The following is a 23462-nucleotide window of genomic DNA, read 5'->3' as shown; positions in this document are numbered from 1 at the left end:
ATGACAGACAGAATCAAGGCTCTGTTCGACGCCTATGCGGCTGGCCGTCTCAGCCGTCGAGATCTGATGCGCGGCGCCACCCATCTCGGCGTCACCGCGGCAACTGCCAATTTGCTGCTCGGGTCCTCGCTGGTCGAGGCGATGGCCGCCGACTATGACTGGCAGGCGCAAAAGGGCACGGCCATCAAGCTGTTGCTCAACAAACATCCCTATGCCGATGCGATGATCGCCGATATCGAGAACTTCAAGAAGTTGACCGGCATCGATGTCAGCTACGATGTCTTCCCCGAAGACGTCTATTTCGACAAGGTGACCGCGGCGCTGTCGTCGAAGTCCGATCAGTATGATGCCTTCATGACCGGCGCGTACATGACGTGGACTTATGGACCGGCCGGATGGGTCGTCGATCTCAATGAGTACATCAAGGATCCGAAGAAGACGAACCCGAATTTCGCATGGGACGATGTGCTGCCCGGCTTGCGCGCGTCGACCGCCTGGAATGGCGTGCCCGGCGGCGAGCTCGGCTCAGCGGATGCCAAGCAATGGTGCATCCCCTGGGGCTACGAGCTGAACAATCTGGCCTATAACCGGACGATGTTCGACAAGGCCAAGGTCAGCGTGCCGAAAAACCTTGGCGAGCTGAAGGAGACGGCGGCAAAACTGACCAAGGATCTCGGCGGGCCCTATGGCGTCGGCGTCCGCGGATCGCGCTCCTGGGCGACGATCCATCCCGGCTTCCTTTCGGGATACGCCAATTTCGGCGAGAAGGATTTAACGGTCAACGGCGGCAAGCTTAAGGCGGCGATGAATTCCACCGGCTCGAAGGCATTCCACCAGCAGTGGGTGGACATGATCCGGGAGTCCGGTCCGAAGAACTGGTCCACCTACACATGGTATCAGGTCGGCGCCGATCTCGGCGCCGGCGCCTCCGCGATGATCTTCGACGCCGACATTCTCGGCTATTTCGAGAACGGCGGTGACAACAAGGAGAAAGGCAATCTGGGTTACGCCCCGTTCGCGGCTAACCCTGCGGCAAAGGCGCCAACGCCAAACGTCTGGATCTGGTCGCTGGCGATGTCCAGCTTCTCAAAGAAGAAGGACGCTGCCTGGAAGTTCATGCAATGGGCGACGTCAGTCGAGCACGATCTGTTCGGCGCACGCAAAATGGACTTCGTCAATCCGGTCCGGGCCTCGGTCTGGAAGGACAGCGAATTCCGCGACCGCATTGCCAAATCCTATCCCGGCTATCTCGAGCAGCATGACGTCTCGGCACCGGGCGCGAAAATCTACTTCACCGCGCAGCCACTGTTCTTCGACGTCACCACTCAATGGGCGGAGACGCTGCAGAAGATGGTCGCCAAGGAGGTGCAGGTCAGCGAGGGCCTCGATCAGCTGGCTGCGAGCATCGACAAGCAGTTGCGGGAAGCCGGCCTCGGCTGAGTCCTTCCTGCAGTCTTCCTGTTCAATGCTGCTCCGCCCGACCCCCTCGGGGTCGGGCATCGGAGACTTCTTCATGACGTCACAGCCCATTGACGAGCCCATTCGCGTCGTCGATCGCCGTCCGGTCGATTGGCTTCCTTATCTGCTCAGCCTGCCGGCGCTGCTGGTCTGCATCGGTATCCTGATTCCGTTCGTCACTGCGCTCTATTATTCGGCGTTGCGATTTCGGCTGAATTTGCCGGCGCTGAAGGGCTTCATCTGGTTCGGCAACTACACCAACCTGCTGTACGACACCGAGTTCTGGAATACAGTCAGCATCTCCTTGCGCTACACCGCCCTTACGGTCGGAGTGGAGCTGGTGTTCGGATTGATCATCGCGCTGCTCTTGCAGCGGCAGACCCGGCTCAACAACTTGATCTCGGTCCTGCTGCTGCTGCCGCTGATGACCGCGCCGGCGATCGCCTCGCTGATGTGGAAGTTGATGACGAACCCGAATTTCGGGATACTGTCTTATTTGGTCAGCCTCGCCGGCGTGTCCGACTTCAGATGGGCATCCAGCCCGTCAACGGCTTTGTTCACCGTCGTTCTGGTCGATGTGTGGGTCTACACCCCGTTCATGATGGTGCTGCTGCTGGCCGGGCTGCGCTCGCTGCCGCAGCAGCCGTTCGAGGCGGCCGCCCTGGATGGCGTTCCCCGGCTGTTCGTGTTTTTCAGGATCACGCTGCCGATGCTTTCGCCCTACATTATCACTGCAAGCCTGTTCCGCCTACTCGATGCCATCCAGCAGTTCGATATCGTCTACGCGATGACCCAAGGTGGGCCAGGCAACACCTTGCTGGTGTTTCAGGTCCGCGCCTATCTCGAATTCTACCAGTACACCAATGTCGGCAAATCGGCAGCGCTGCTGGTGGTGCTGTGGATGATCACCTACGTCCTCTCGCACTTTTTCATCAAGAACTGGCTGCGCCTGCGCGAACGCAGCCACGCCTCAGCATGAGGAGCAGATCAAATGGAGCGTAGCTCGATCATCGAACGCGTCCTCCGCGCCGTGCTGCTCACGTTGATCGTGATCTTCTTCCTGTTTCCGATCGTCTGGATTCTATTGATGTCGTTCCAGACCAATGAGCAGATCCTGCGCATTCCGCCCAGTCTCTCCTTCGTCCCGACCTTGGAAAATTACAAGGCTCTGATCAGCGGCCATCTGCTGACCAGCGCCGGCTCGCTCGATATCGCCTTCATGCGCAATCTCGGCAACAGCGTGCTGCTGTCGACCTGTGCCGTGGTGCTGGCGCTGATCCTCGGCGTGCCGGCCGCCTATGCCTTCGCCCGCTTCAAGTTTTGGCTCAGCGAGGACATCGCATTCACGCTGCTGTCGTTTCGCTTCGCGCCGCCGCTATTGGTGCTGCTGCCGCTGTCGCTTTACTTTCAGGACCTCGGATTGGTCGATACCTATGTCGGGCTGATCTGGGTCTATCAGCTGATTGCACTGCCGCTGATCCTCTGGATCGTGCGCGGCTATTTCGAGGATATCTCGCCCGACATCGAGAATGCCTACCGCATCGCCGGCCACTCCTGGCTGCGGACCTTCTTCAAGATTGCCGTGCCGCTGGCTGGGCCGGGCATTGCGGCGGCGGGGCTGCTATCCTTCATCTTCTGCTGGAACAACTTCGTTTTCGCGCTGGTGCTGGCCTCCGCCGACAAGCAGCCGGTGACGGTCGGGGCGCTGGCATTCGTGACCGCCTCCGGTATCCAGTACGGCCAGGTGGCGGCGGCCATCGTGCTCTCGGTCACCCCGACATTGCTGCTCGCGCTCTATGCGCAGCGCTGGCTGGTCGAGGGCCTGTCGCTCGGGGCCGTCAAGGGCTGACATGGCGTAGAATGATATGACGCAGATCGAGATCAGAAACCTGCACAAGACCTTCAGGGCCGACACGGTCCTGAAAGGGCTGTCCTTGAGCGTCGACAAGGGTGAGATTGTCACCCTGTTCGGGCCCTCAGGGACCGGGAAGACCGTGCTGTTGCGTCTGCTTGCGGGCATCTATCCACCGGACGCCGGAACGATTCTCCTGCGCGGCCGTGACGCGTCGGGCAGCCCGCCGGATAAGCGCGGCATCGGGATGGCCTTCCAGAATTTTGCGCTGTTTCCGCACATGACGGCGCGCGACAATATTGCAAGCGCGTTGACAGCGCGGAAGACGAACGCAGGTGAGATCGCGCGCAAGGTCGAGGCGGTCGCGCAACTTCTCAAGATCGGCCACGTGCTTGGCCATTCGCCGCGCGAGTTGTCCAATGGCCAGAAGCAGCGCACCGCACTGGCGCGGGCGCTGGTTGCAGATCCCGATATTCTGCTGCTCGACGATCCCTTACGCAATGTCGATGCCAAGCTGCGATACGAGATGCGGCTGGAGCTTCCGGCGCTGCTGAAGCGCGTCGGCTCGACCGTGCTCTATGTAACGCAGGACTTCAAGGAGGCGATGGCGCTGGGGGACCGTGTGGCCGTGCTGCTGGATGGTCAGATCGCACAATGCGATACGCCGGCGCGGATCTATGCCGAGCCGGTCAATGTCGGGGTGGCTCGGCTGTTCGGCGATCCGACACTCAACCTGATCGAAGTCGTGCCTCAGCTCGTGGACGGTGCGCCCGAAATCCGGCTCGGCGGTGCGAGGATCAGGTTGCCCGCAAGCTATGCGGCTGCGGCCGGCGGCCGTTGTCTGCTCGGACTACGGCCGGAAGCACTGCGCCTCGCCGAGGCGCCGGGGCCCGGCACGGTCGCGGTAGAGCTGGTAGCGGTGACGCCGTTGAACGAGAAATCGGTGCTGCTGCTCACGATGCAGGGCGGCGAGGAGCTCCTGGCGTCGGAGGCCGGAGATCGTGACGAGCCGCGGCGGACCGGGCCCGCGCACGTCGCGTTCGATCCTGACGCGTTGCTGTTGTTTGAGCGCGAAAGCGGACGGCGCTTCATTCCGGCCGAGAACGGGGAGGTGGCTCATGAGCGCATCGCTATCACTTCGTACCGTTGACAAAGTCTATCATCCGCGCGGCCGGTCAGCTGTCCATGCGGTCAAGGCGCTCAGCATGGATGTCGAGCGCGGTGAGATCGTCGCCTTGCTCGGCTCGTCCGGGTGCGGCAAGACCTCGACCCTGCGCATGGTCGCGGGGTTCGAAGCCGTCAGCGCTGGCGAGATCTCGCTGGCGAACCGGCGGATCGAGCGTCTGGCGCCGGCCGCGCGTAACGTCGCCATGGCGTTCGAAGGTTATTCGCTCTATCCGCCGCTGACGGTGCGGGAGAACATCGCGTTCGCGCTGAAGCGTGGCCGGCTGTCCGCGAGCGAGGTTTCGCGGCGCGTGCAGGAGGTGGCCGCGTTGGTGGAAATCGAGCCGATCCTCGACCGCTATCCCAATGCGATCTCCGGCGGCCAGCAGCAACGTGCGTCGCTGGCGCGAGCATTGGTGCGCGATGCCGCGCTCTATGTGCTCGACGAACCGATGGGACAGCTCGAGCCGCAGTTGCGCGCCTTGCTGCGTGGCCGGCTCAAGCGCCTGCTCAAGGATCGGGCGATGACCTCGATCTTCGTCACCCACGACCAGACCGAAGCCAATGCGCTGGCTGACCGCATCGCCGTCATGGAAGGCGGCGTGCTGCAGCAGTTCGCGCCCCAGCATGTTCTGAAGGAAAAGCCCGCCAATCTCTACGTCGCCACCTTCATCGGCGAGCCGCCGATGAACGTGTTCGATGCATCTGTGATTCGCAGTGAAGGCCGTACCACGTTCGAGCTCCACAACGGGCCGAGCTTCGGCTTCGGCGACAATGAGCTGGGGCCGGAGGTGCGGCAGGCGATCGGCAATCGGCGCAAAGTGGTGATCGGCGTTCGTCCACACCGCGTTGTGCTGGGCAACGGTAGCGCCGAGACGGCACGCGTGGTTTCCAACCAGTGGCTCGGCGACCAGAGTCACGTTGCAATGGCGGTCGCGGGCAAGCTGCTGGTCGCGGTCTCGCATGCACGAGTGCGGGCGGCGATCGGAGACAGCGTACCTTATGGCGTGCGGGCGCAGGATCTTCATATCTTTGATGCCGACACCACCGTCGCGCTGGCGCACGGAGCGCGAGCCGCATGACACGCGACCTCATCATCGGTCTCGATGCCGGCACCTCGGTTATCAAATCGGTGGCGTTCAGGCTTGACGGAACGCAGGTCGGAATGGCGTCGCGCCCGAATTCCTACACCCGCTTCGGGCGGGGATGCGTCGAACAGGACATGCCGCGGACCTGGGAAGACGCCAGGCAGACGCTTTGCGATCTCGCCGCCGTCGTCCCCGGTCTAGCGGAGCGCGTCGCGGCTCTGGCTGTCACCGGTCAGGGTGATGGTTGCTGGTTGATCGATGCCGCCGGCGAGCCGATCGGCGATGGGCTGATCTGGCTGGATTCGCGGGCGGCCGAGATGGCGGCCATCTTCGTCGCAGGACCGGACCACGCCGCCCACTACGCAACAACCGGCACCGGCCTGAACGCCTGCCAGCAATCGATCCAGTTGGCCTGGCTACAGCAGCATCAGCCGGAGCGACTGGAGCGGGCCACGACCGCCCTGCATTGCAAGGACTGGCTCTATTTCAAGCTGACCGGCGTTCGCGCCGTCGATCCTGCGGAAGGTATCTTCACCTATGGCGACTTCCGCAGCCGAAGCTATGCACCTGATGTCAGCGAGCGACTTGGTATTGCACGACTTGCCGGCCTAATGCCCGAGATCGTGGACGGCGCGCTGACGCGTCACCGACTCGCAAACGCTGCGGCGGCCGCGACCGGTCTGCCGAGCGGCTTGCCCGTGGTGCTCGGCTACGTCGACGTCGTCTGTTCGGCGATCGGAGGAGGGCTCTGCGATGTCGGCGGCAAGGTCGGCTGCTCCATTCTCGGCTCGACCGGAATGCATATGCGGATGAGCGTCGGGGCCGACGCGGTGGCGCTTAACCCGGCCTGTTCGGGCTACACCATGGCGTTGCCCGGACCCGATCTGTACGCGCAGATCCAGTCCAACATGGCTGGGACTGTCAATATCGACTGGGCGATCGAGATGGCCCGGCAGGCCTGCGCCATGGCCGGAATCGATACAAGCCGTCAGGCGCTGCTGGCCGGCGTCGACGCGCATATCGCCGACGCGACGCCAGGGAGCGCGCTGTATCATCCCTATATCCTGCAGGCCGGTGAACGCGGTCCCTTCATGAATGCCGATGCGCGCGCGCAGTTCGTCGGGCTGTCGACCAATACCACTTTCGCCGGTCTGGTCCGCGCGATCTATGAAGGGCTGGGCCTTGCCGCTCGCGATTGCTACAGCGTGATGGGACAAATTCCTGGCGAGATTCGCGTCACCGGCGGCGCAGCGCGATCATCGAGCCTATTGCAGATTTTCGCCGATATTCTCGGTGCGTCAGTGCGGCGCGTAAGGCGCGAGGAAACAGGAGCTGCGGGCGCAGCCATGATTGGAGCGATCAGTCTCGGCCATTACGCGAGCCTCGCGGCTTGCGCCGAACAGTGGGTCACACCGACGCTCGGGCCTTCGATCAACCCGGATCCCGGACGCCGCGTGCTCTACGACAAGCTGTTCCCGATCTATCGTTCTGTTCGTGAAGCCATGCCCCCGGTCTGGGCCGCCCTGGCTGACGCAAGGGAGGCAAACCCGTGACGCAGTCAGTGGCCATCATCGGAGATCGCTTCATGCTGCCGCGCCTGTTCGAGGAGGCGCTACGGGATGTCTGCGGTGATGCACTCGCCATCCGCTCGCTCGAGCAGCCATGGCCCGATGAGCCGATGGAGCACGGTTATGCCAAAGCGGGCATGGATGGGCTGAAGGAGTATATGGGGCAGCCTGACGATATCGTCGCATTCATCGGCGATTCGCCGATTTTGGTAACTCATCTCGCGCCGTTATCGGCCGCGATGATGGATCGCCTGCCAGGTCTCAAGCTCGTCGCGGTGTCGCGCGGTGGACCCGTCAACATCGACCTCGCAGCGGCCCGTACGCGTGGCATCCAGGTCGTCAACACGCCCGGACGCAATGCCAGCGCGGTCGCGGAATTCACTATAGGCGCTATCCTCTCGCAAACCCGCTTGATCACACGCGGTCACGATGCTCTGCGGCGGGGCGAATGGCGCGGCGATCTGTACCGCGCCGATTTGACCGGAGACGAGTTGTCGGAGATGACGGTGGGCATCATCGGCTATGGCCATGTCGGCACGCGCGTGGTGCGGCTGCTCAAGGCATTCGGTTGCCGGATTCTGGTTTGCGATCCCTATGTTCAGCTTGCGGTCGAGGATCTGAACGATGCTGTCGAGCAGGTCGGGCTCGACCGCCTGCTGGCGCAATCCGACGTGGTCAGCCTGCATCCGCGGGTAACCGATGAAACGCGGGGAATGATCGGCGCGGCGCAGTTCGCCGCGATGAGGCCGGGTGGTTTCTTTATCAACACCGCGCGCGGTCCTCTGGTGGACTATCAAGCCTTGTACGACGCGCTCGTCTCCAATCATTTGCGGGGGGCGGCGATCGAAACCTTCGCGGTTGAGCCCGTTCCGCCGGATTGGCCGCTGCTGCAGCTGCCAAACGTCACGCTGACCCCGCATATCGCGGGCGCTTCCGTCAAGACGGTCAGGATTGCGGCACGGGCGGCCGCCTTGGAGGTGCAGCGATTTCTGAACGGAGAATCTCTCCACCACCTCTGCTAAGCTATCAGGAGCTGACCATGGATGACACCGAACTGCAGTTGCGGAAAGCGATCGTCGATCAATGTCGCTGGATGAATGCCACGGGCCTGAATCAGGGCACGTCGGGCAACATTTCGGCCCGGCACGGCGACACCATGCTGATCTCACCATCGGCGACGCCGTATGACATCATGACGCCGGAGATGGTCGCCGCGATGCCGATCAACGGCGAGTATGGATCGTGGGAGGGACCATTGAAGCCGTCGACCGAATGGCGGTTTCACCTCGACATCATGAAAGCGCGGCCCGAGATCGGCGGTATCGTGCACACCCACGCGACCTATTCCACGGTGCTGGCGATCGCGCACAAGGAAATCCCGGCCTGCCACTACATGATGGCGGCGTTCGGCGGCATGAACGTGCGCGTCGCCGACTATGCACGCTTCGGCACCAAGGAATTGTCGGACTATGCGCTGAAGGCCTTGGAGGACCGGACCGCTTGCCTGCTGGCGAACCACGGGATGATCGCGGTCGGGACCTCGCTCGACAAGGCGATGTGGCTCGCGGTCGAACTCGAGACCATCGCCCGGCAATACTATCTCACTTTGGCTATCGGCGGACCTGTGCTGCTTGGCGAGGCCGAGATCAAGGAGACGGCGGCCGCATTTGGCAGCTATGGTGTGCAGGATCCGCCGTCGAGGTCGGGGAAGAAGATCGCGTCAGCGTGATGTCAACCCACCAGGTCGATCTTCTCGTCGTCGGCGGCGGTATCAACGGCGTCGGGATCGCCCGCGATGCGGCCGGCCGCGGCCTCAGTGTGCTGTTATGCGAGAAGGACGACCTGGCGCAGGGAACGAGCTCGAGGTCTGGCAAGCTCGTCCATGGCGGCCTGCGCTATCTGGAATATTACGAATTCCGCCTGGTTCGCGAAGCGCTGATCGAGCGCGAAGTCCTATTGCGCGCAGCACCGCACATCATCTGGCCGCTGCGTTTTGTGTTGCCGCATTCGCGCGAACAGCGCCCGGCGTGGATGATCCGGCTCGGGCTCATGTTGTACGATCATCTCGGTGGCCGAAAGCTGCTGCCGAAGTCACGCCGCCTCGATCTGTCCAGCGAGCTCGCGGGCAGGGCGCTCAAGGCGGAATTCAGGACCGGCTTCGAATATTCGGATTGCTGGGTCGATGATGCCCGGCTCGTCGTGCTCAACGCGCTCGACGCGGCGGCCCGTCGCGCGCAGATCCTGACGCGGACAGCGCTGGTTTCAGCGCGCCGCGAAGGCGGAATCTGGCGGGCCGAGCTGCGGGACCAAGCGGGTGTCGTCACGAGCGTTTCGGCCCGCGCCATCGTCAATGCAGCGGGTCCCTGGGTCGAGGATGTGCTCCGGCGCAATGCGGGGCTGAATGCGGGCCACCGCGTTCGCCTGGTCAAGGGCAGTCATATCGTGGTGCCCAAGTTCTGGGACGGCCCGCACGCCTACCTGTTCCAGAATGACGATCGCCGGGTGATCTTCGTCAATCCCTATCAGGACGATCTCTGCCTGATCGGCACCACGGATATTCCCTATTGCGGCGAGGCCGATCGTGTCGGGGCCGGTGAGGACGAGATTTCCTACCTGCTTCGCGCCGTCAATCGCTATTGCGTGCGGCAGCTCACGCGTGCCGACGTCGTGCATTCGTTTTCCGGCGTCAGACCGTTGTTCGACGACAATGCCGAGAATCCGTCGGCGGTCACGCGCGATTATGTCTTCGAGCTCAACGGCGCCGATGGGGCCGCGCCGATCCTGTCCGTGTTCGGCGGCAAGATCACGACCTTCCGCAAATTGTCGGAGCATGCGCTCGAGAGACTGAAGCCCTACTTCCCCAGCATGGCCGGCCCCTGGACGGCTGGCTCCGCATTGCCCGGCGGTGATATCGTGTCGGCCGAATTCGACGCGTTCGCCGCAGGACTGGGCCGCGACTATCCGGACCTGCCGCGCGATGTGCTGAATCATTATGCGCGGCTCTACGGAACCCGCGTTCATCGGCTGCTCGATGGCGTGCGGACGCGCAGTGACCTCGGGCGTCATTTCGGTGGCGCGTTCTATCAACGCGAGGCCGAATTCCTGCAAATTGAGGAATGGGCCTTGACGCCTGAGGATATTTTGGAGCGGCGGACCAAGCACGGACTCCATCTAACAATTGGTCAAAAGCAGGCGTTTTCCGGCTGGATGTTCGCGAGGGTGAAATCAGCATGACGGATACAGCCGATTCCAGCATGGGTGACCTGCTCGCGCTTGCTGCGCGGCTCGGGCGAGATCCGCTCGTCATTCAGGGGCCCGGCGGCAACATCTCGCTTAAGGGCGATGGCGTGATGTGGGTCAAGGCGAGCGGCACCTGGATGGCCGAGGCGATGGAGCGTCCGATCCTGATTCCGATCGACGTCGCCGCGGTGCTTGACGGATTGGCGGCGGGCGACCCCGTCTGCGAGACCTGCGAAGCATTTGTGCGCCGCGATCTCTCGGACATGACGCTGCGCCCCTCGATCGAAACCACCCTGCATGCGGTGATGCCGCAGCGGGTCGTGGTGCATGTGCATTGCGTCGAGACGATTGCCAGCGCGTGCCTGTCCGACGCGGCTGAGCGCCTTGCTGCGCCGCTATCGGGTCTGAACTGGAGCTTCGTGCCCTACATTCGCCCCGGCGCGTCGCTTGGTCGCGCCATGGCCGAGCATCTTGCGGCCCGGACCAACGTTGTGGTGCTCGGTAAGCACGGATTGGTGGTGGCCGCCGACAGCGTCGCCGAGGCGGAACGACTGCGCGCCGATGTGTCGCAGCGGCTCGCCCGCACCGCGCGAACAGCGCCGGCGCCGGATCGTGAGAGGCTGGAAGCTGCCGCAGGCGATGGCTATTCGATTCCGGACGATGATAGCTGGCATGCGATTGCGACCGACCGGGTGAATCTCTCCGCTTCCCGAAGCGGATCGCTCTATCCGGACCACGTCGTCTTTCTCGGTCCCGGCATCGTGACGACGGAAGCACGGGAGCGTGCAGTTGACGCGGCGCGGCGATGCGGCCGTATTGGTGTTCCGTTGGTCGTGGTGCCCGGCGCCGGCGTCCTTGTACATGAGGCGGCAACGTCAGCCGCTCGCGCGCTGATACGCTGTCTCGCCGACGTCACAAGCCGGCTGGAAACCGGCGATCCGATCGCGCCCCTGAGCGCGGACGACGAAGCGCAGCTGCTGAATTGGGACGCGGAGAAATATCGGCAGTCGCTCGATGCGAGGATACCATGAGCGATCTTGTTCTCGGTATCGATGTCGGCACCTCGGGTGTACGGATCGCTGCGATCGACCAGGCCGCGAACGTTGTGGCCCTTGCGACTGCAGCGATGCCGGCTGCGCATCGCAGTGGGCAGCGGATCACACAGGACGCGGCAGTCTGGGCACGCGGGCTGGACGAGGCGATGGCTCGCCTCGCATCGATGGTTGAACTTTCGCGAGTGAGTGCGCTGGCCGTCGACGGCACCTCGGGGACGCTGGTTGCGATCGATGATCGTGGCGTCTCGGTCGCGCCGGGTAGCCTTTACAACGATCGCGCTGAGGATGCCGACATCAGTGCTGTCGAACGGATCGCACCGGCGCAGGCCGCTGTCCATGGCGCGACGTCGCCGCTGGCGCGCGCGATGCGTTTGCTGCGGACGCCCGGTGCCAAGAGAGTTCTGCACCAGGCCGATTGGATCGCGGCGCAGTTCACCGGACGCTTTAATGTCAGTGACGAAAGCAACGCGCTTAAGACAGGTTATGATCCGGTTGGCAGGAGATGGCCGGGTTGGATCGCAGCCACCGGTGTCACGTCGTCTCAGCTTCCCGCAGTCATCGCGGCCGGCAGCATCATTGGCCATGTGTCAGCGGAGGCCTCGCGGCGATTCGGGCTATCGACGCAGACCGTCATTGTCGCCGGGATGACCGACGGATGCGCGGCCTTCATGGCAACGGGCGCAGCGCGACCGGGAGACGCTGTCACGTCGCTCGGCTCGACGCTGGTCTTGAAGCTTGCGAGTGAAGTGCCGTTATTCGCGCCGGAATATGGCATCTACAGCCATCGTATTGGCGATCTCTGGCTGGCGGGTGGTGCTTCCAATGCGGGAGGCGCGGCTCTTGCACAGTTCTTTTCAGTGGAGCGGCTGCGCGAGCTCAGTTCGCGGATCGATCCAGACCTTAGCACTGGCCTCGATTATTATCCGCTGCCCGCGCCCGGCGAGCGCTTTCCCCTCAATGACCCGGCGCTCGCGCCGCGGCTGACCCCGCGTCCGGACGACGATGCGGTGTTTCTGCAAGGACTGTTCGAAGGCATTGCGCGCGTCGAAGCGCTGGGTTATCGGCGCCTGTCCGAGCTCGGCGGCTCCGGCCTGACAAAAGTGACCACCGTCGGCGGCGGGGCAGCGAATGAGACCTGGCGCCGCATCCGCGCAGCGACCCTTGGCGTTCCCGTGGTGGTTTCCGAGAACGACGAAGCCGCCGTCGGCGTCGCCCGGCTCGCACTCAGCGGGGTTGGAGCAGGATCGTCAACATGAAGCGCATCGACGGCCTGCGCGACATCGCCGATCAATTCGATCTGTACCTCGTCGATCAGTACGGGGTACTGCATGACGGCCTCGCGGCATATCCCGGCGCCGTCGAGGGGCTGGCCCGAATCGCCTCCGGCGGGCGTGACGTCATCGTGTTGACGAACTCGGGCAAGGACGCCTCCGACAACCTGGCCCGGCTGGTGAAGCTGGGGTTTTCCGAACCCCATTTCCGCGTCTTGAGCTCGGGAGAGGTCGGGTTGCAGCTCGTACGCCGCGGTGGCCTCGGCCCGCGGTTTACGATCGGAGCGGCGGCCTGCGTGATTGGGCGCAGCGGCGATCGATATGCGTTTTCGTCAGGCGAGTTCGATCTGGTGTCCCGACCGGATGACGCCGCGTTCCTGGTCTTTGCCGGCTCCGACGCGCCGAGGACCTCGCTGGAATCCTATCGCGCACAGTTGCAGACGGCGGCACAAGCCGGCGTGCCGGCGATCTGCGTCAATCCCGACATCACGATGATCAGGGATGGTGAGCTCGTGGCTGCGCCGGGCGCGATCGCGCGGATCTATGAAAATATGGGCGGCAAGGTCGAGTATGTCGGCAAACCGCATGGTGCGATTTTCCGCCATGCGTTGGACGGTGTGGCGACCGGGGTAGGGCGCGCCGTCGTGATAGGTGACAGTCCGGAGCACGATGTCTGCGGCGGCAAGGCTATGGGATTGTCGACGCTGCTGGTGCGCACGGGCATTCATCGGTCTCTGGGAGAGCCGGAGCTTCTCCATCTGTGCGCGGCATGCGGCGGCATACCGGACTTCCTGGCGTCGGCCTTCACCTGGTAATTGATCTCTAGAATCTCAAACGGTCCCGGCCGAGGTCCCAGCCACCGGCGGCCGCTCTTGCGTCTTGTGCTTGCGATAGAACAAGGCGCGATAGATCTCGATCGGTGCGATGGCGCCGCCGGTCCGCAGCCTTGCCATGGCCAGGATTGGCGACACATCGGTGGTGAAGGCGGAAACCGAGCTCAAGACGTTGATGCTTGCCAGCCAGGACGGCGACGCGGCGGCGCATCGCGTGTTGCTACAGCGGCTGAGCCGTTGAGCCGGCACTTGCGCGCCTATCACGAGGGTAAGCTCGCGACGGCGCGGCGGATGTACCGGAGCCTTATGATCTTGAACGGCCCCGGAGTGCTTCACGCGCCGGGGCCGTTTTCCGTTGCGTATAGCGTGTGGCTACCGCTGATGACCCAGACCGATACCGAGCGCGAGCGCCTTCTGTCTCAGCGAACCCTCCGACCGCTTCATCAGTTTCGAAAGTGTGGCGACAGGGGTGCGAGCCTTGGAATGCGCTTTGATCAGTTTAACGTCTTCATTCGTGTATTCTTTGCGTTTGGTTTTAGTCGTCTTAGCCACTGATGCTCTCCGAGCCGATTAATGGGGGTGCGTAGTAGCACGCCGAACTGCTTCATCAAGAGCAGCCCGAGATTTGTTGATGTCTTACGGTGATATCGGGATGATGCTGTCCGTCGTGTTGCGGATCGAACGCACGCTGGATGCCGCCGAGATCGACCAGATCATCTAGGACGTCGAGACGCGCAAGGCGTTGGCGATTAGCATCGGCGTCGCGTTGAGTGGCGCAAGGCCGAGGTGGAGGCCGAGCGTTTTCGGGCACAATGTGCTCAAACCGCTGCCGTAGCATCTTCCCAGGGCGTCTAGTGGTTCATCACAGTGATTTTGACTCTTTGGCGGTGGCTGGATAGGCGCGGCCGAGTTTGGCGCGGGCTTTGTCGGTTGTGAACATCCATTTGATGCGGGCTCGGGTTTTATTCCGCCGCTTTTGCCATGCTGCGATTTCGTTTCGGAGCCTTTTGGGGTCGTCGATGCGGCGGTCGAGGCACTGGCGCTGGAGCACGCTGATCTCGCACTCGACCATATTGAGCCAACTGGCGTGTTTCGGGGTGAAGTGGAATTCGAGGCGGCGCAGGATGCGACGGGCCTCGGCAGGCGCAAATGCTTGATACAACGCGCCGGCGGTATGGATCGACAGATTGTCCTGCACGAGGCGGATGCAGTCGGCGTCGGGATAATGGACGTCGACGAGTTCGCGCATGCAGTAGGCGTAGTCCACGGCGGCGCGGTGCTCGGTGAGCTTGACGTTGCGCCAGCCACGATGCGGGTCGAAGGTAACGAAGAGGTTGACGGTGCCGTTGCGGCGGTACTCGTAATCGTAGCGCTCGCGCTGTCCCGGCTCGGCTGGAATCGGCTGACGGACCTCGCCGATGAGCTGGACGGGGGTCTCGTCGAAGCAGACCAGCGGCCGGGCGGGATCCGGCGCCTCGGCGTAGAGGTCGAGCACGTCCTCCATGCGGGCGACGTATTCGCCGTCGACATAGGGGATGCACCACATGTCCCTGCGCCATGGCTTGAGGTCGTTCTCGGCCAGCCGGCGACGCACGGTCTCGCCCGACAGGCTGTCATGATCGGTGAGCTTGACCATCGTGTCGGCCAGCAGCGTCAGCGTCCAACGTTTGCGGCCGGTGGGCGGCTTGGCGCATGCCGTCGCCACCAGCAGGGCCTCCTCCTTGCCGGTCAATTTGCGCTCTGCGCCCGGACGCGGTTCCTCGCTCAAGGCCCGCTCCAGATTGCCTTCCACGAAGCGGCGCTTGGTCCGGCCGATGCTGGACAGGCTGACCCGGACAGACCGGGCAATCTCCGCGTCGCAACTGCCGGCATCGGCCGCCAGCAAAATCTGCGCCCGCTTGAGCTTGCGGGCAGCATGCTTCCCGCCGCCCAGCATCGCCATCAGTTCGTCCCGCTCGATTTGGCTCAATTCGACCCGATAACGTACATTCATGCTTCGCCTCCTTGTCGGAGGCCGGGACGAATCCAGCGATGAGTCAAAAATCAGGCACGCACTTCACCGAGAAGCAGGGACACTACCTGGCCTTTATCTACACCTACGCGCACATGTTCGGACGCCCACCCGCCGAAACCGACATGCAGCGCCATTTCCGCGTCAGCCCGCCTTCGGTCCACCAGATGATCGTCACCCTCGAACGAAACGGTTTCATTCGCCGTCAACCTGGCGTCCCCAGAAGCATCGAAATCATCGTGCCGCCGGAAAGCTTGCCGATCCTCGAATGGCTCGGTATCAAAACGTCAAAATTACTGTGATGAACCGCTAGCTTCAACAATAAGAGCAACTGTTCATTCGTTCATCATTCAGCTTCCGGCGTGCAGACAGGCACTATCGTCTCTCCAGCCAGCACCTTATCCGCGAAGCGGATGGCGGCGGGAAGCGATATTGTCACCGCTGCGTCATGTGGCACACCGGCATAAAGATGAGCTTCCACAGTGGTGCCCGCCACACAGGCGTTCTTTGCCAGTGCAAGCTGACGACGCGCAGGCGCGTCGTAATCCAGTTCACCGATGCCGACGAAGAGCGGCTTTGGCAATTTCAGCGACTGATATTCGAGCAGATGCATGTTTGCGGCTAGAGCTGTCGTGTAGCCCGGCTTAGAGCTCTCCGCGTGAGTTAGACCGGAGACGAGAACTTCGAGAACAAGCTGCCACACACACGCGCGCCGAGTCATCTCGAAAAGCGGCATCGCTTTGTCGCTGAACATTTCAGAGGCTTTCAAAGCCGGATCGGCCTGCTGTGCCATCAACGCGATGTATAGCGGGTAGATCAGTGTGTAACTGGCCTGAGCGGGGGTGTCGTCTCGCATGATCTTGGACGTCTCGGGTGTAATGTAAGGTAACCCCGTCGCAATCGTACCGCGGATATCGAGATCGGGCGCGTAAGACGGTTGAAGAGCCGCTGCTCCGAACACTGCCCCGCCCCCCTGAGAGTAACCCGCAAGCAGTATTCTCTTTCCGATGTTGGGAAACGATTGCTGCACCGCGCGTATGCTGTCGAGCACACCATATGCGCCCGGTCGGACAGCCAAATACGGGTGTGGTCCCGGCGTACCAAGCCCTTGGTAATCAGTCGCCACGACAGCCATACCGCGCGCCAGCCAAGTGTTCAGGTACGCCTCAATCCTTGTCGAGTAGCCGACCCAGGATGGCGCACAGATGTCGGCCATTCCGGCCGTCTCATGCGCCCAGGCCATAAGGGGCCAACCACCCGCAGGTGGCGTGCCCTTGGGGACAAACAGTAACCCGGACACGACCGTGGGGGACTTCCCGTCGACACCATCTGTCGAGCTATAGAGAATGCGATACTGCGCAGCGGCATTCGCGAGCCCTAGAATTGGTTCCAATTCCTCCTGACGCAGGAGCTGGCCGGGCGTGCCAGGAATTGGCCCTTCCCATGTGTAGAAGCTGGAGACCCGACCATCGCCTTGTAGCGGATCTGGCGCGAGAACTTGCGCCGCGTGAGCGACGGCAACGGACAGCATCGCTGTTAGCAAGAAGAGGGGCGTTCGCAGCATGTCTGAGGTCCTGAAACTGGCGTAAGAGCATAGAAGTGGTGCCGGGAGCGAGCAAGAGATGGATAAGGGTGACACCATGTGATCTTGCATCGAGATTTCGGAGCGTCACACCAGCGCGTATCACGCGCAAAGCTCAGGCGCGTAAATCCGCTTCTGACCCTGGCTGTGTGAACGTCAAATCTCGCGAAGCGCGGAGAATCTGCTTCTCAGATGGAGCGGCGCCGCAGTTCAATATGCTCCTCCCGCTCCCGGAGCAGGCTTGTGAAGGAATGCTTTTCTCTGCAATTTGCGCGGCGCTCCGTTTTTTACACAGCCAAGACCCGTTGCAGACGTCCACCGCTCGACTAAAGATGAGCGCGCCCTATTCTCCAACTCGTTCAGCAAATGGCGATAGCGATTAACATTCGAGCCGATGATTCCTCTGCGAGCGGGATCGAGCGACTGTGGGACCAAGTCGCGGCATTCGAGGATCAGCCGTCGATGCGCGCTCTCGGCTACCGACCGCTTTTTACGTTCGCAAGCTACGATTCGCCCGAGATTACGGAGCAGGCCGCATGGGAGGCGATGCGGCCTGCGGTGACCCGATGAAACGCAGTTGTGCATCGAGTTCAAGCGTATTCGTTGGTTCGTCGGTCCGCCGCTTGTCTTGTCGGCAGAGCCCTCGACGACCCAGGTGCTCGCGAGATGGCACAAGTCAATCAGCGAGCCCATCAAACCCGCTTACTGCCGAGATCACTATCGGCCCGGAGCTTGGACTCCTCATTGCACCCTCGGCACTCGTATTGCTGACGCGAAACGCGATGAAGCTATGGGTTGTTCGCGGTCTTTCGACCGAAATATCAGAGTGCTATTCGACGTCGTGGACTGCGTGGCTTTCCCACCGGTACGCGTCATCGCAGAGCAGAGATTGCCGCCCATTCCGCAACTGCGTTAGGCAGCTTCTGGTCCATCGCTTCAGTTGGCGCATTGCAGCGAGACGTCCGGGGGTCGGGGGAGACCGGAAGTCTCGAAGGCAGGGGCTGACCGACGTGAATGACCCAAGCCAGAAATGACGCGAATGATGTGGTGGACGACGCCCGCTCCCGGCATCGAATGTGCCAAAGAGTGATCGTTGAACAACGAATCACCGGAGGGGGCGTCCACTTGCAAGTTAGAACCATCGGCGTTGATCTCGCCAAGAACGTGTTCCAAGTGCACGGCGTGGATAGTGCGGGCAAGGTTGTCACGGATAGCCTGCGGAACCGCTCATCATTGGGCACGTGAAGTTTCCAAGCTCGGTCACACCGTGCTCGTGATGCCGCCGAGCTAGTCAACGGTCGACAAACGATGCTACGGACGAACATTAACGGGACCGTGACCTTGAATCGGGCAAGGCCGCTGCCCGAAATGGGCAAGGTCGCGTGACCCTTTTGATCTCCCGCAGTTTTCTCATTTAACTAGTATTACGCTGTGCGTAAGCGCAGAGTGAATCGATCGTCGCCCGTCCTTGGTATTGTTTTAGGTGACTGAGAGCGTTGCGCTCCACCTTGCGAGGCGAACATCAGGCAAATGGCGCCTTGGATCGATGCATATGTCCGCCGCCCTTCGCAGGCGCCCGGGGAAAAGGTGATTTCGAGGAGGCTCCAATGCAGACGAACCGTCGCGACTTGCTATTGGCGGGGTGCTGCGCCGCTTCCACCGCGCTCGTTTGGAGCGCTGCCAGTCGGCTCAGGGCCGAAGGACCCAATCCGCCGCCAGAAACCACTACAATCCGCCTCGCGAAGAACTCGAGCATCTGCATCGCCCCCCAATATGTCGTAAGCGACCTGCTGAATGCCGAGGGGTTCACAAACGTCGTTTACGTCGAATCTGATGCCGGCGTGGCGCAATCCAAAGCACTCGGGAAGGGCGATCTCGACTTCACCCTGCATTTCTCCGGTCCACTTCTTCTTCAGATCGATCGGGGCGTGAGCATCACGCTTCTGGCCGGGATTCATGTCGGCTGCTTCGAACTATTCGCCAAGGAGGGCATACGCAGCGTCGCCGATCTCAAGGGTCGAACGGTCGGCATTCAGGGGCTTGAGACAAGCCCGCACGTTTTCCTCAGCGCGATGGCGACGCTTGTTGGACTTGACCCCGCCAGGGATATTGAGTGGGTGACGAGCGCATCAGTCAAACCGATTGAGTTGTTTGCCGAGGGCAAGATCGACGCCTTCCTCGGATTTCCCCCGGAACCACAGCGTTTGCGTGCGCAGAACATTGGTCATGTCATCGCCAACAGCGCGCAGGATCGCCCATGGTCGCAGTATTTTTGCTGCATGTTGGCGGGGAATCGAGAATTCGTCCGCAAAAATCCGATGGCCACCAAGCGCGTGGTGCGCGCCATGCTGCGAGCGACAGATTTGTGCGTGAGCGAGCCCGCCCTTGTTGCGCAGCGTATGGTAGATGGGGGCTTCACGCCTCGCCAGGACGATGCGGTTCAGACGCTTGCGGACGTACCGTACAACCGTTGGCGCGACTACGATCCCGAGGACACAATCCGTTTTTACGCGCTTCGTCTGCGCGAAGCGGGGATGCTGAAATCAAGCCCTGCGAAAATTATCGCGGATGGAGCCGACTGGCGGTTCCTCAACGAGGTTCGACGTGAATTTGGAGGCTGATCCGACTACGTCGTTTCTTGGTCAGCGCCCGCTCGCTGCAACATCGCGAGCAAGTGGAGACGGCGCGTCGGTGAAGGACGGCCTCGTCGGCTTCGCATTGCACCCATCGCTGCGCACCAAATTGCTGGCGGCCTTCCTCGTCATCGAGGTGCTCCTAGTCTCGGTTGGGGTAATCGGGCTTCTTTCGCTGCGCGAAGCCGATCAGCACGCTAACCAAGTAGTTGCCCTGCAGCACAAGATCGAGGCATACCGGCAGGTGCAGCACGATACGCTTCGACAACTCCACGGCGTAGCCGCAGCGCTCGCCCTTCCGAACGAAACGACATTGGCGGGTGCGCTGCGGCAGATCAACCAGTTTGGGTACGACCTTGATCGCGTGTCGTTCGTCGCAAAGGATGAGGTTGCGCTGCTCAACCAGGTGCGCGAAGAATATGTGCGCTTCATTGCCGTAGTTTCACACGCCGTCGATCTCATCCGCCACGAGCGAGTAGCTGAGGCCAAACAGAGCGAACTCGCGGAACTCGGGCCCCTCGCGGACAAGCTCGAACGACTGACCAATCAATTGGTCAACCGGGCTGAAGCGGACATGGTCGCCGGCATAGATGCGGGCCGGCAAACCTATGCCAAATCTCAAGTGCTTGTCGCCGCCGTCGCGCTGGCAAGTTTCGTGCTTACGCTGGTCTTGGGACATGCGATCTCCCGATCTGTGATCGAACCGGTCCGCATTATCCACGACGGTCTGAATCGAATAGCAGCGGGCGACTTCACCCATAGCATTGACGTTCCCAATCGGGACGAACTTGGGGCGCTTGCGGCGCACGTCAATTCGACCTGCGAAGAACTCCTGCAGCTCTACCAAAACCTCGAGGAAGCCAGCCGCCATAAGTCACAGTTCCTCGCAAACATGAGTCATGAGTTACGGACGCCACTGAACGCGATACTCGGCTTTTCAGAGCTCCTGCTAGACGGCATATACGGCGACCTTCCAAAAAAAATGCAATCAGCCGTCGAACGTATCCAACGCAACGGCAGACATCTGCTCGGGCTCATTAACGATGTTCTCGATCTTTCCAAGATTGAAGCCGGTCAGCTTCGGCTTTCTTTAGCCGACTATTCAGTGGAGGAATTGGTTAGTGGGGTTCATATCTCCATTGAATCCCTCGCCGCCGAAAAGAACTTGAGTTTGAGAATTGCTGTTCCACCTGGTCTGCCGCCGGCGCGAGGAGACGAACGCAGGCTCGCTCAGGCGCTGTTCAATCTTGTCGGTAACGCGATCAAATTCACCGATGCGGGAGAGGTCCGGATCGAAGTGGCGACGAAAGGGGATTCGTACATATTTTCCGTCCGAGATACGGGGCCGGGCGTCGACGAAGCCGATCAAGCAAAGATTTTCCAAGAATTCCAGCAGGTTGATAATTCGATCACCAAGACGAAGGGAGGCGCGGGATTGGGCTTGGCGATCGTAAAGCGCATCGTGGAGATGCATGGTGGACGAATCTGGATAGAATCCCGCATCGGCCATGGCGCCACATTTTCTTTTTTGGTGCCGGCCCGGCTCGAGCAACAGGCGATGCACACATGACCAAGCGCGTACTGGTGGTCGAAGATCAGGAGGATAATCGGCAGATTCTGCGCGATCTGCTCGCAAGCGCAGGTTATGAAATGATCGAGGCGCACGACGGCGCAGGAGCGCTGATAGCAGCGCGAACCCAAAGCCCGGACCTGATTCTGATGGATATCCAACTGCCTATTCTCGATGGATACGAGGCGACACGGCGTATAAAAGCACAATCAGATCTCCGTCGCATTCCAATCATCGTCGTCACTTCGTACGCGCTGAGCGGCGATGAAGAAAAGGCGCGCGCGGCAGGCTGCGACGCCTACGTGGCGAAGCCGTACAGCGCCCGAAAACTACTTGAGACGATCAATCGATATCTGACATAGGTTCCAGCGCGTCGACGTGGAGCAGAAATGCATGACCCACCCAGAATCTTGATTGTAGATGATAACGAAACGAATCGCTGCCTTCTTACCGCGCGCCTCGGCGCCGAGGGTTATGAGACGGCCGAGGCCGAAAACGGCGAGAGGGCGCTCGCAGTCGTGCGTGAGGTTACGCCGGACGTTGTCCTCCTTGACGTCATGATGCCGAAAATCGATGGCTTTGAGGTCTGCCGGCGAATGAAGGGCGACGCCACGCTTGGACTTGTTCCAATCATTATGGTTACGGCGCGAACTGACTCAAAAGATGTCGTCACGGGACTTAACGCAGGCGCCGACGAATATCTGACCAAACCGATCGACCATGCAGCACTCGTTGCGCGCGTGCGCTCCATGCTCCGAATCAAGGAATTGCATGATCGAGTTGAAGCCCAGGCGCTCGAACTCGCGTCGTGGAATAGATTGCTTGAGCAACGCGTTGCCGAGCAGCTTGTGCAAATTGAACGGGTTAGCCGCTTAAAGCGTTTTCTTTCGCCACAGATAGCGGAACTGATCCTTTCTTCCTCGACATATGAGGCCTTGGCGAGCCATCGCAGGCAAGTGACCATAGTCTTCGGTGATCTGCGGGGATTTACCGCTTTTGCGGAGATCGCCGAGCCCGAGGAAGTGATGGCCGTGATGCGAGAGTATCATGCAACCTTAGGCTCCCTTATCCATGAATTTGAAGGCACGTTGGAGAGATTCTTGGGGGACGGAATCATGGTGATTTTCGGTGATCCGATTCCCTGTCCCGATCCGTGCGCGCGAGCTGTCCAGATGGCGGTCGCGATGCGAGACCGTCTGTCGGAATTATCGAGCAAGTGGCGGCACGAAAGGCACGAGCTCGGTTTTGGAGTCGGCATCGCATATGGATATGCGACGCTCGGCGCTATGGGTTTCGAGGGCCGATCTGAGTACAGCGCGATCGGGACCGTGGTCAATCTCGCGGCCCGTCTTTGTGCGGAGGCGCGCGACGGCCAGATTTTGATCGATAGCAAAGTGCGCGCGGCCCTCGACGGAAGGGTGACGGCAGAGCCCGTGGGTGAACTGACGCTCAAGGGTTTGCATCGTTCAGTAGAGGCCTTCAACGTGCTTGAGATAACTTGAGGAGATATTGATCACGAAGGGTTCGCATCGTTTCGACCGGCCCGTTGCTTTCTCCGATGCGTTTTCCCATTCTTATCGACGCACGTCGGCAAACAGGGAAATATGCAGATCGAATGCCTCTGCTTGTGGGCACATCGCGTCATTTCGCTGTGCTGCCGGACGCCTCCGGGAGGTCCGCTCGCCGAGGCACAGCAGACCAGACTTGCTCACGTTGAGTTTTTCGCATTTTGACCCCAGATGTATGGTCCGGCCGTGCGTTGCAAGAGGTTCGTCGATCTGGTGGTAAGCGGTCTTGCATCAATGTATCCGGTCTCTAGTTGGAGCTGTTTTGCTCCGGACCATCATGGATATCAGCGCGCGTGCGACCTCATTAACGGACAGGCCTCGACGGGCCATCCGGGTCACCAGTGTTCGCATGCGCTCGGAAGACCGATCCTCCATCTCTACTTATCCTCTCGCAGACCTCGGCTGGAAACTGTTGATAGGGTTACGTCATCGCCTGCTCCTCATACCGCGCAGTTCCTTTGTTCGAGGCAAGGGCCGTTCCTTCGTCCCGGCCCTGCAGAACGTCGATCGCGTCGCGCGCAGGGGCGGTCAAGGCCGGCCGTCGCGCTTGGCTTGCGGCGGGCTCCGGC

Annotated in this window: 21 protein-coding genes and 2 pseudogenes; 19 read left to right on the top strand and 4 right to left on the bottom strand. The window is 61.4% G+C overall.

Going from position 1 to position 23462, the window contains the following annotated elements; translation table 11 throughout:
• The 12 genes from IVA82_RS25390 (at position 1) to IVA82_RS25335 (ending at position 13511) form a co-directional block, all read left to right on the top strand.
• A complete protein-coding gene (locus IVA82_RS25390) occupies positions 1-1440 on the top strand; it encodes an extracellular solute-binding protein (protein WP_247390485.1) in 1440 nt (479 codons plus the stop codon).
• A 73-nt stretch (positions 1441-1513) separates the two neighbouring features.
• A complete protein-coding gene (locus tag IVA82_RS25385) occupies positions 1514-2437 on the top strand; it encodes a sugar ABC transporter permease (protein WP_247390482.1) in 924 nt (307 codons plus the stop codon).
• Positions 2438-2449: 12 nt separating this feature from the next.
• Positions 2450-3307 carry a carbohydrate ABC transporter permease gene (locus IVA82_RS25380; RefSeq protein WP_247349643.1) on the top strand — a complete coding sequence of 286 codons (858 nt, stop codon included), beginning with the start codon at positions 2450-2452 and terminating at the stop codon, positions 3305-3307.
• Between the two features lie 16 nt (positions 3308-3323).
• A complete protein-coding gene (locus IVA82_RS25375) occupies positions 3324-4460 on the top strand; it encodes an ABC transporter ATP-binding protein (protein ID WP_247390479.1) in 1137 nt (378 codons plus the stop codon).
• Entirely contained in the window at positions 4429-5556 is a 1128-nt protein-coding gene (locus tag IVA82_RS25370) for an ABC transporter ATP-binding protein (RefSeq protein WP_247390477.1), read from the top strand. Before IVA82_RS25375 ends, IVA82_RS25370 begins: the two co-directional genes overlap by 32 nt.
• Positions 5553-7115: an FGGY-family carbohydrate kinase gene (locus tag IVA82_RS25365; RefSeq protein WP_247390475.1), complete on the top strand. Its 1563-nt coding sequence runs from the start codon at positions 5553-5555 to the stop codon at positions 7113-7115. The genes IVA82_RS25370 and IVA82_RS25365 overlap by 4 nt, the downstream gene beginning before the upstream one ends.
• A gap of 32 nt (positions 7116-7147) precedes the next feature.
• A complete protein-coding gene (locus tag IVA82_RS25360) occupies positions 7148-8152 on the top strand; it encodes a 2-hydroxyacid dehydrogenase (RefSeq protein WP_247390516.1) in 1005 nt (334 codons plus the stop codon).
• Positions 8153-8169: 17 nt separating this feature from the next.
• Positions 8170-8859, top strand: a complete 690-nt coding sequence (locus IVA82_RS25355; protein WP_247390473.1) for a class II aldolase/adducin family protein — start codon at positions 8170-8172, stop codon at positions 8857-8859.
• A complete protein-coding gene (locus IVA82_RS25350; protein ID WP_247390513.1) occupies positions 8859-10364 on the top strand; it encodes a glycerol-3-phosphate dehydrogenase in 1506 nt (501 codons plus the stop codon). The genes IVA82_RS25355 and IVA82_RS25350 overlap by 1 nt, the downstream gene beginning before the upstream one ends.
• The gene (locus tag IVA82_RS25345; RefSeq protein WP_247390471.1) at positions 10361-11401 is read left to right on the top strand and encodes a class II aldolase/adducin family protein; all 1041 of its coding nucleotides are present in this window, start codon (positions 10361-10363) and stop codon (positions 11399-11401) included. Before IVA82_RS25350 ends, IVA82_RS25345 begins: the two co-directional genes overlap by 4 nt.
• Complete coding sequence (locus IVA82_RS25340) at positions 11398-12681, top strand: FGGY-family carbohydrate kinase (RefSeq protein WP_247390469.1); 1284 nt, start codon at positions 11398-11400, stop codon at positions 12679-12681. The genes IVA82_RS25345 and IVA82_RS25340 overlap by 4 nt, the downstream gene beginning before the upstream one ends.
• The gene (locus tag IVA82_RS25335; protein ID WP_247390466.1) at positions 12678-13511 is read left to right on the top strand and encodes a TIGR01459 family HAD-type hydrolase; all 834 of its coding nucleotides are present in this window, start codon (positions 12678-12680) and stop codon (positions 13509-13511) included. The genes IVA82_RS25340 and IVA82_RS25335 overlap by 4 nt, the downstream gene beginning before the upstream one ends.
• 15 nt (positions 13512-13526) lie before the next feature.
• Here IVA82_RS25335 and IVA82_RS25330 read toward each other — a convergent pair.
• Positions 13527-13685, bottom strand: a pseudogene (locus IVA82_RS25330) (sugar isomerase); the annotation flags it as partial.
• On the opposite strand from IVA82_RS25330, the gene IVA82_RS48595 reads away from it, so the two are divergent.
• Positions 13648-13770 carry a hypothetical protein gene (locus IVA82_RS48595; RefSeq protein WP_256469714.1) on the top strand — a complete coding sequence of 41 codons (123 nt, stop codon included), beginning with the start codon at positions 13648-13650 and terminating at the stop codon, positions 13768-13770. The pseudogene IVA82_RS25330 and the gene IVA82_RS48595 overlap by 38 nt on opposite strands.
• Before the next feature lie 131 nt (positions 13771-13901).
• On the opposite strand, the gene IVA82_RS25325 is transcribed toward IVA82_RS48595, so the two are convergent.
• Complete coding sequence (locus tag IVA82_RS25325) at positions 13902-14081, bottom strand: hypothetical protein (protein ID WP_247390463.1); 180 nt, start codon at positions 14079-14081, stop codon at positions 13902-13904.
• 310 nt (positions 14082-14391) lie between these two features.
• Complete coding sequence (locus IVA82_RS25320; protein WP_247390461.1) at positions 14392-15522, bottom strand: IS630 family transposase; 1131 nt, start codon at positions 15520-15522, stop codon at positions 14392-14394.
• A 38-nt stretch (positions 15523-15560) separates the two neighbouring features.
• On the opposite strand from IVA82_RS25320, the gene IVA82_RS25315 reads away from it, so the two are divergent.
• Positions 15561-15842, top strand: coding sequence for a helix-turn-helix domain-containing protein (locus IVA82_RS25315; protein WP_247390459.1), 282 nt, complete (start codon positions 15561-15563; stop codon positions 15840-15842).
• 44 nt (positions 15843-15886) lie between these two features.
• On the opposite strand, the gene IVA82_RS25310 is transcribed toward IVA82_RS25315, so the two are convergent.
• On the bottom strand, positions 15887-17104 hold the full coding sequence (locus IVA82_RS25310; RefSeq protein WP_247390457.1) for a lipase family protein: 1218 nt from the start codon (positions 17102-17104) through the stop codon (positions 15887-15889).
• Positions 17105-18247: 1143 nt separating this feature from the next.
• Here IVA82_RS25310 and IVA82_RS25305 point away from each other — a divergent pair.
• The 5 genes and pseudogenes from IVA82_RS25305 to IVA82_RS25285 form a co-directional block, all read left to right on the top strand.
• A pseudogene (locus IVA82_RS25305) lies at positions 18248-18410 on the top strand (IS110 family transposase); the annotation flags it as partial.
• A gap of 319 nt (positions 18411-18729) precedes the next feature.
• Positions 18730-19743, top strand: a complete 1014-nt coding sequence (locus IVA82_RS25300) for an ABC transporter substrate-binding protein (protein WP_247390455.1) — start codon at positions 18730-18732, stop codon at positions 19741-19743.
• Positions 19744-19813: 70 nt separating this feature from the next.
• Positions 19814-21325 (top strand): ATP-binding protein, encoded by a 1512-nt coding sequence (locus IVA82_RS25295; protein ID WP_247390454.1) that lies wholly within the window; start codon positions 19814-19816, stop codon positions 21323-21325.
• On the top strand, positions 21322-21687 hold the full coding sequence (locus tag IVA82_RS25290) for a response regulator (protein WP_247390452.1): 366 nt from the start codon (positions 21322-21324) through the stop codon (positions 21685-21687). Before IVA82_RS25295 ends, IVA82_RS25290 begins: the two co-directional genes overlap by 4 nt.
• A 27-nt stretch (positions 21688-21714) precedes the next feature.
• Positions 21715-22827 (top strand): response regulator, encoded by a 1113-nt coding sequence (locus IVA82_RS25285; protein ID WP_247390449.1) that lies wholly within the window; start codon positions 21715-21717, stop codon positions 22825-22827.
• The last annotated feature ends 635 nt before the right edge of the window (positions 22828-23462 follow it).

The sequence above is a fragment of the Bradyrhizobium sp. 142 genome, assembly GCF_023074015.1.
Taxonomy (GTDB): Bacteria; Pseudomonadota; Alphaproteobacteria; order Rhizobiales; family Xanthobacteraceae; genus Bradyrhizobium.
The sequence above is the reverse complement of the archived record's forward strand: the minus strand, read 5'-3'. Positions and strand labels throughout refer to the sequence as shown.

Bases quoted from the DNA above. Each gene is read 5' to 3' on its own strand.
- IVA82_RS25285 (WP_247390449.1), top strand. From the start codon at position 21,715: ATGCATGACCCACCCAGAATCTTGATTGTAGATGATAACGAAACGAAT.
- IVA82_RS25360 (WP_247390516.1), top strand. From the start codon at position 7,148: ATGCTGCCGCGCCTGTTCGAGGAGGCGCTACGGGATGTCTGCGGTGAT.
- IVA82_RS25355 (WP_247390473.1), top strand. From the start codon at position 8,170: ATGGATGACACCGAACTGCAGTTGCGGAAAGCGATCGTCGATCAATGT.
- IVA82_RS25385 (WP_247390482.1), top strand. From the start codon at position 1,514: ATGACGTCACAGCCCATTGACGAGCCCATTCGCGTCGTCGATCGCCGT.
- IVA82_RS25380 (WP_247349643.1), top strand. From the start codon at position 2,450: ATGGAGCGTAGCTCGATCATCGAACGCGTCCTCCGCGCCGTGCTGCTC.
- IVA82_RS25335 (WP_247390466.1), top strand. From the start codon at position 12,678: ATGAAGCGCATCGACGGCCTGCGCGACATCGCCGATCAATTCGATCTG.
- IVA82_RS25350 (WP_247390513.1), top strand. From the start codon at position 8,859: ATGTCAACCCACCAGGTCGATCTTCTCGTCGTCGGCGGCGGTATCAAC.
- IVA82_RS25300 (WP_247390455.1), top strand. From the start codon at position 18,730: ATGCAGACGAACCGTCGCGACTTGCTATTGGCGGGGTGCTGCGCCGCT.
- IVA82_RS25375 (WP_247390479.1), top strand. From the start codon at position 3,324: ATGACGCAGATCGAGATCAGAAACCTGCACAAGACCTTCAGGGCCGAC.
- IVA82_RS25310 (WP_247390457.1), bottom strand. From the start codon at position 17,104: ATGCTGCGAACGCCCCTCTTCTTGCTAACAGCGATGCTGTCCGTTGCC.
- IVA82_RS48595 (WP_256469714.1), top strand. From the start codon at position 13,648: ATGGCCAGGATTGGCGACACATCGGTGGTGAAGGCGGAAACCGAGCTC.
- IVA82_RS25290 (WP_247390452.1), top strand. From the start codon at position 21,322: ATGACCAAGCGCGTACTGGTGGTCGAAGATCAGGAGGATAATCGGCAG.
- IVA82_RS25345 (WP_247390471.1), top strand. From the start codon at position 10,361: ATGACGGATACAGCCGATTCCAGCATGGGTGACCTGCTCGCGCTTGCT.
- IVA82_RS25390 (WP_247390485.1), top strand. From the start codon at position 1: ATGACAGACAGAATCAAGGCTCTGTTCGACGCCTATGCGGCTGGCCGT.
- IVA82_RS25315 (WP_247390459.1), top strand. From the start codon at position 15,561: ATGAGTCAAAAATCAGGCACGCACTTCACCGAGAAGCAGGGACACTAC.
- IVA82_RS25320 (WP_247390461.1), bottom strand. From the start codon at position 15,522: ATGAATGTACGTTATCGGGTCGAATTGAGCCAAATCGAGCGGGACGAA.
- IVA82_RS25370 (WP_247390477.1), top strand. From the start codon at position 4,429: ATGAGCGCATCGCTATCACTTCGTACCGTTGACAAAGTCTATCATCCG.
- IVA82_RS25340 (WP_247390469.1), top strand. From the start codon at position 11,398: ATGAGCGATCTTGTTCTCGGTATCGATGTCGGCACCTCGGGTGTACGG.
- IVA82_RS25365 (WP_247390475.1), top strand. From the start codon at position 5,553: ATGACACGCGACCTCATCATCGGTCTCGATGCCGGCACCTCGGTTATC.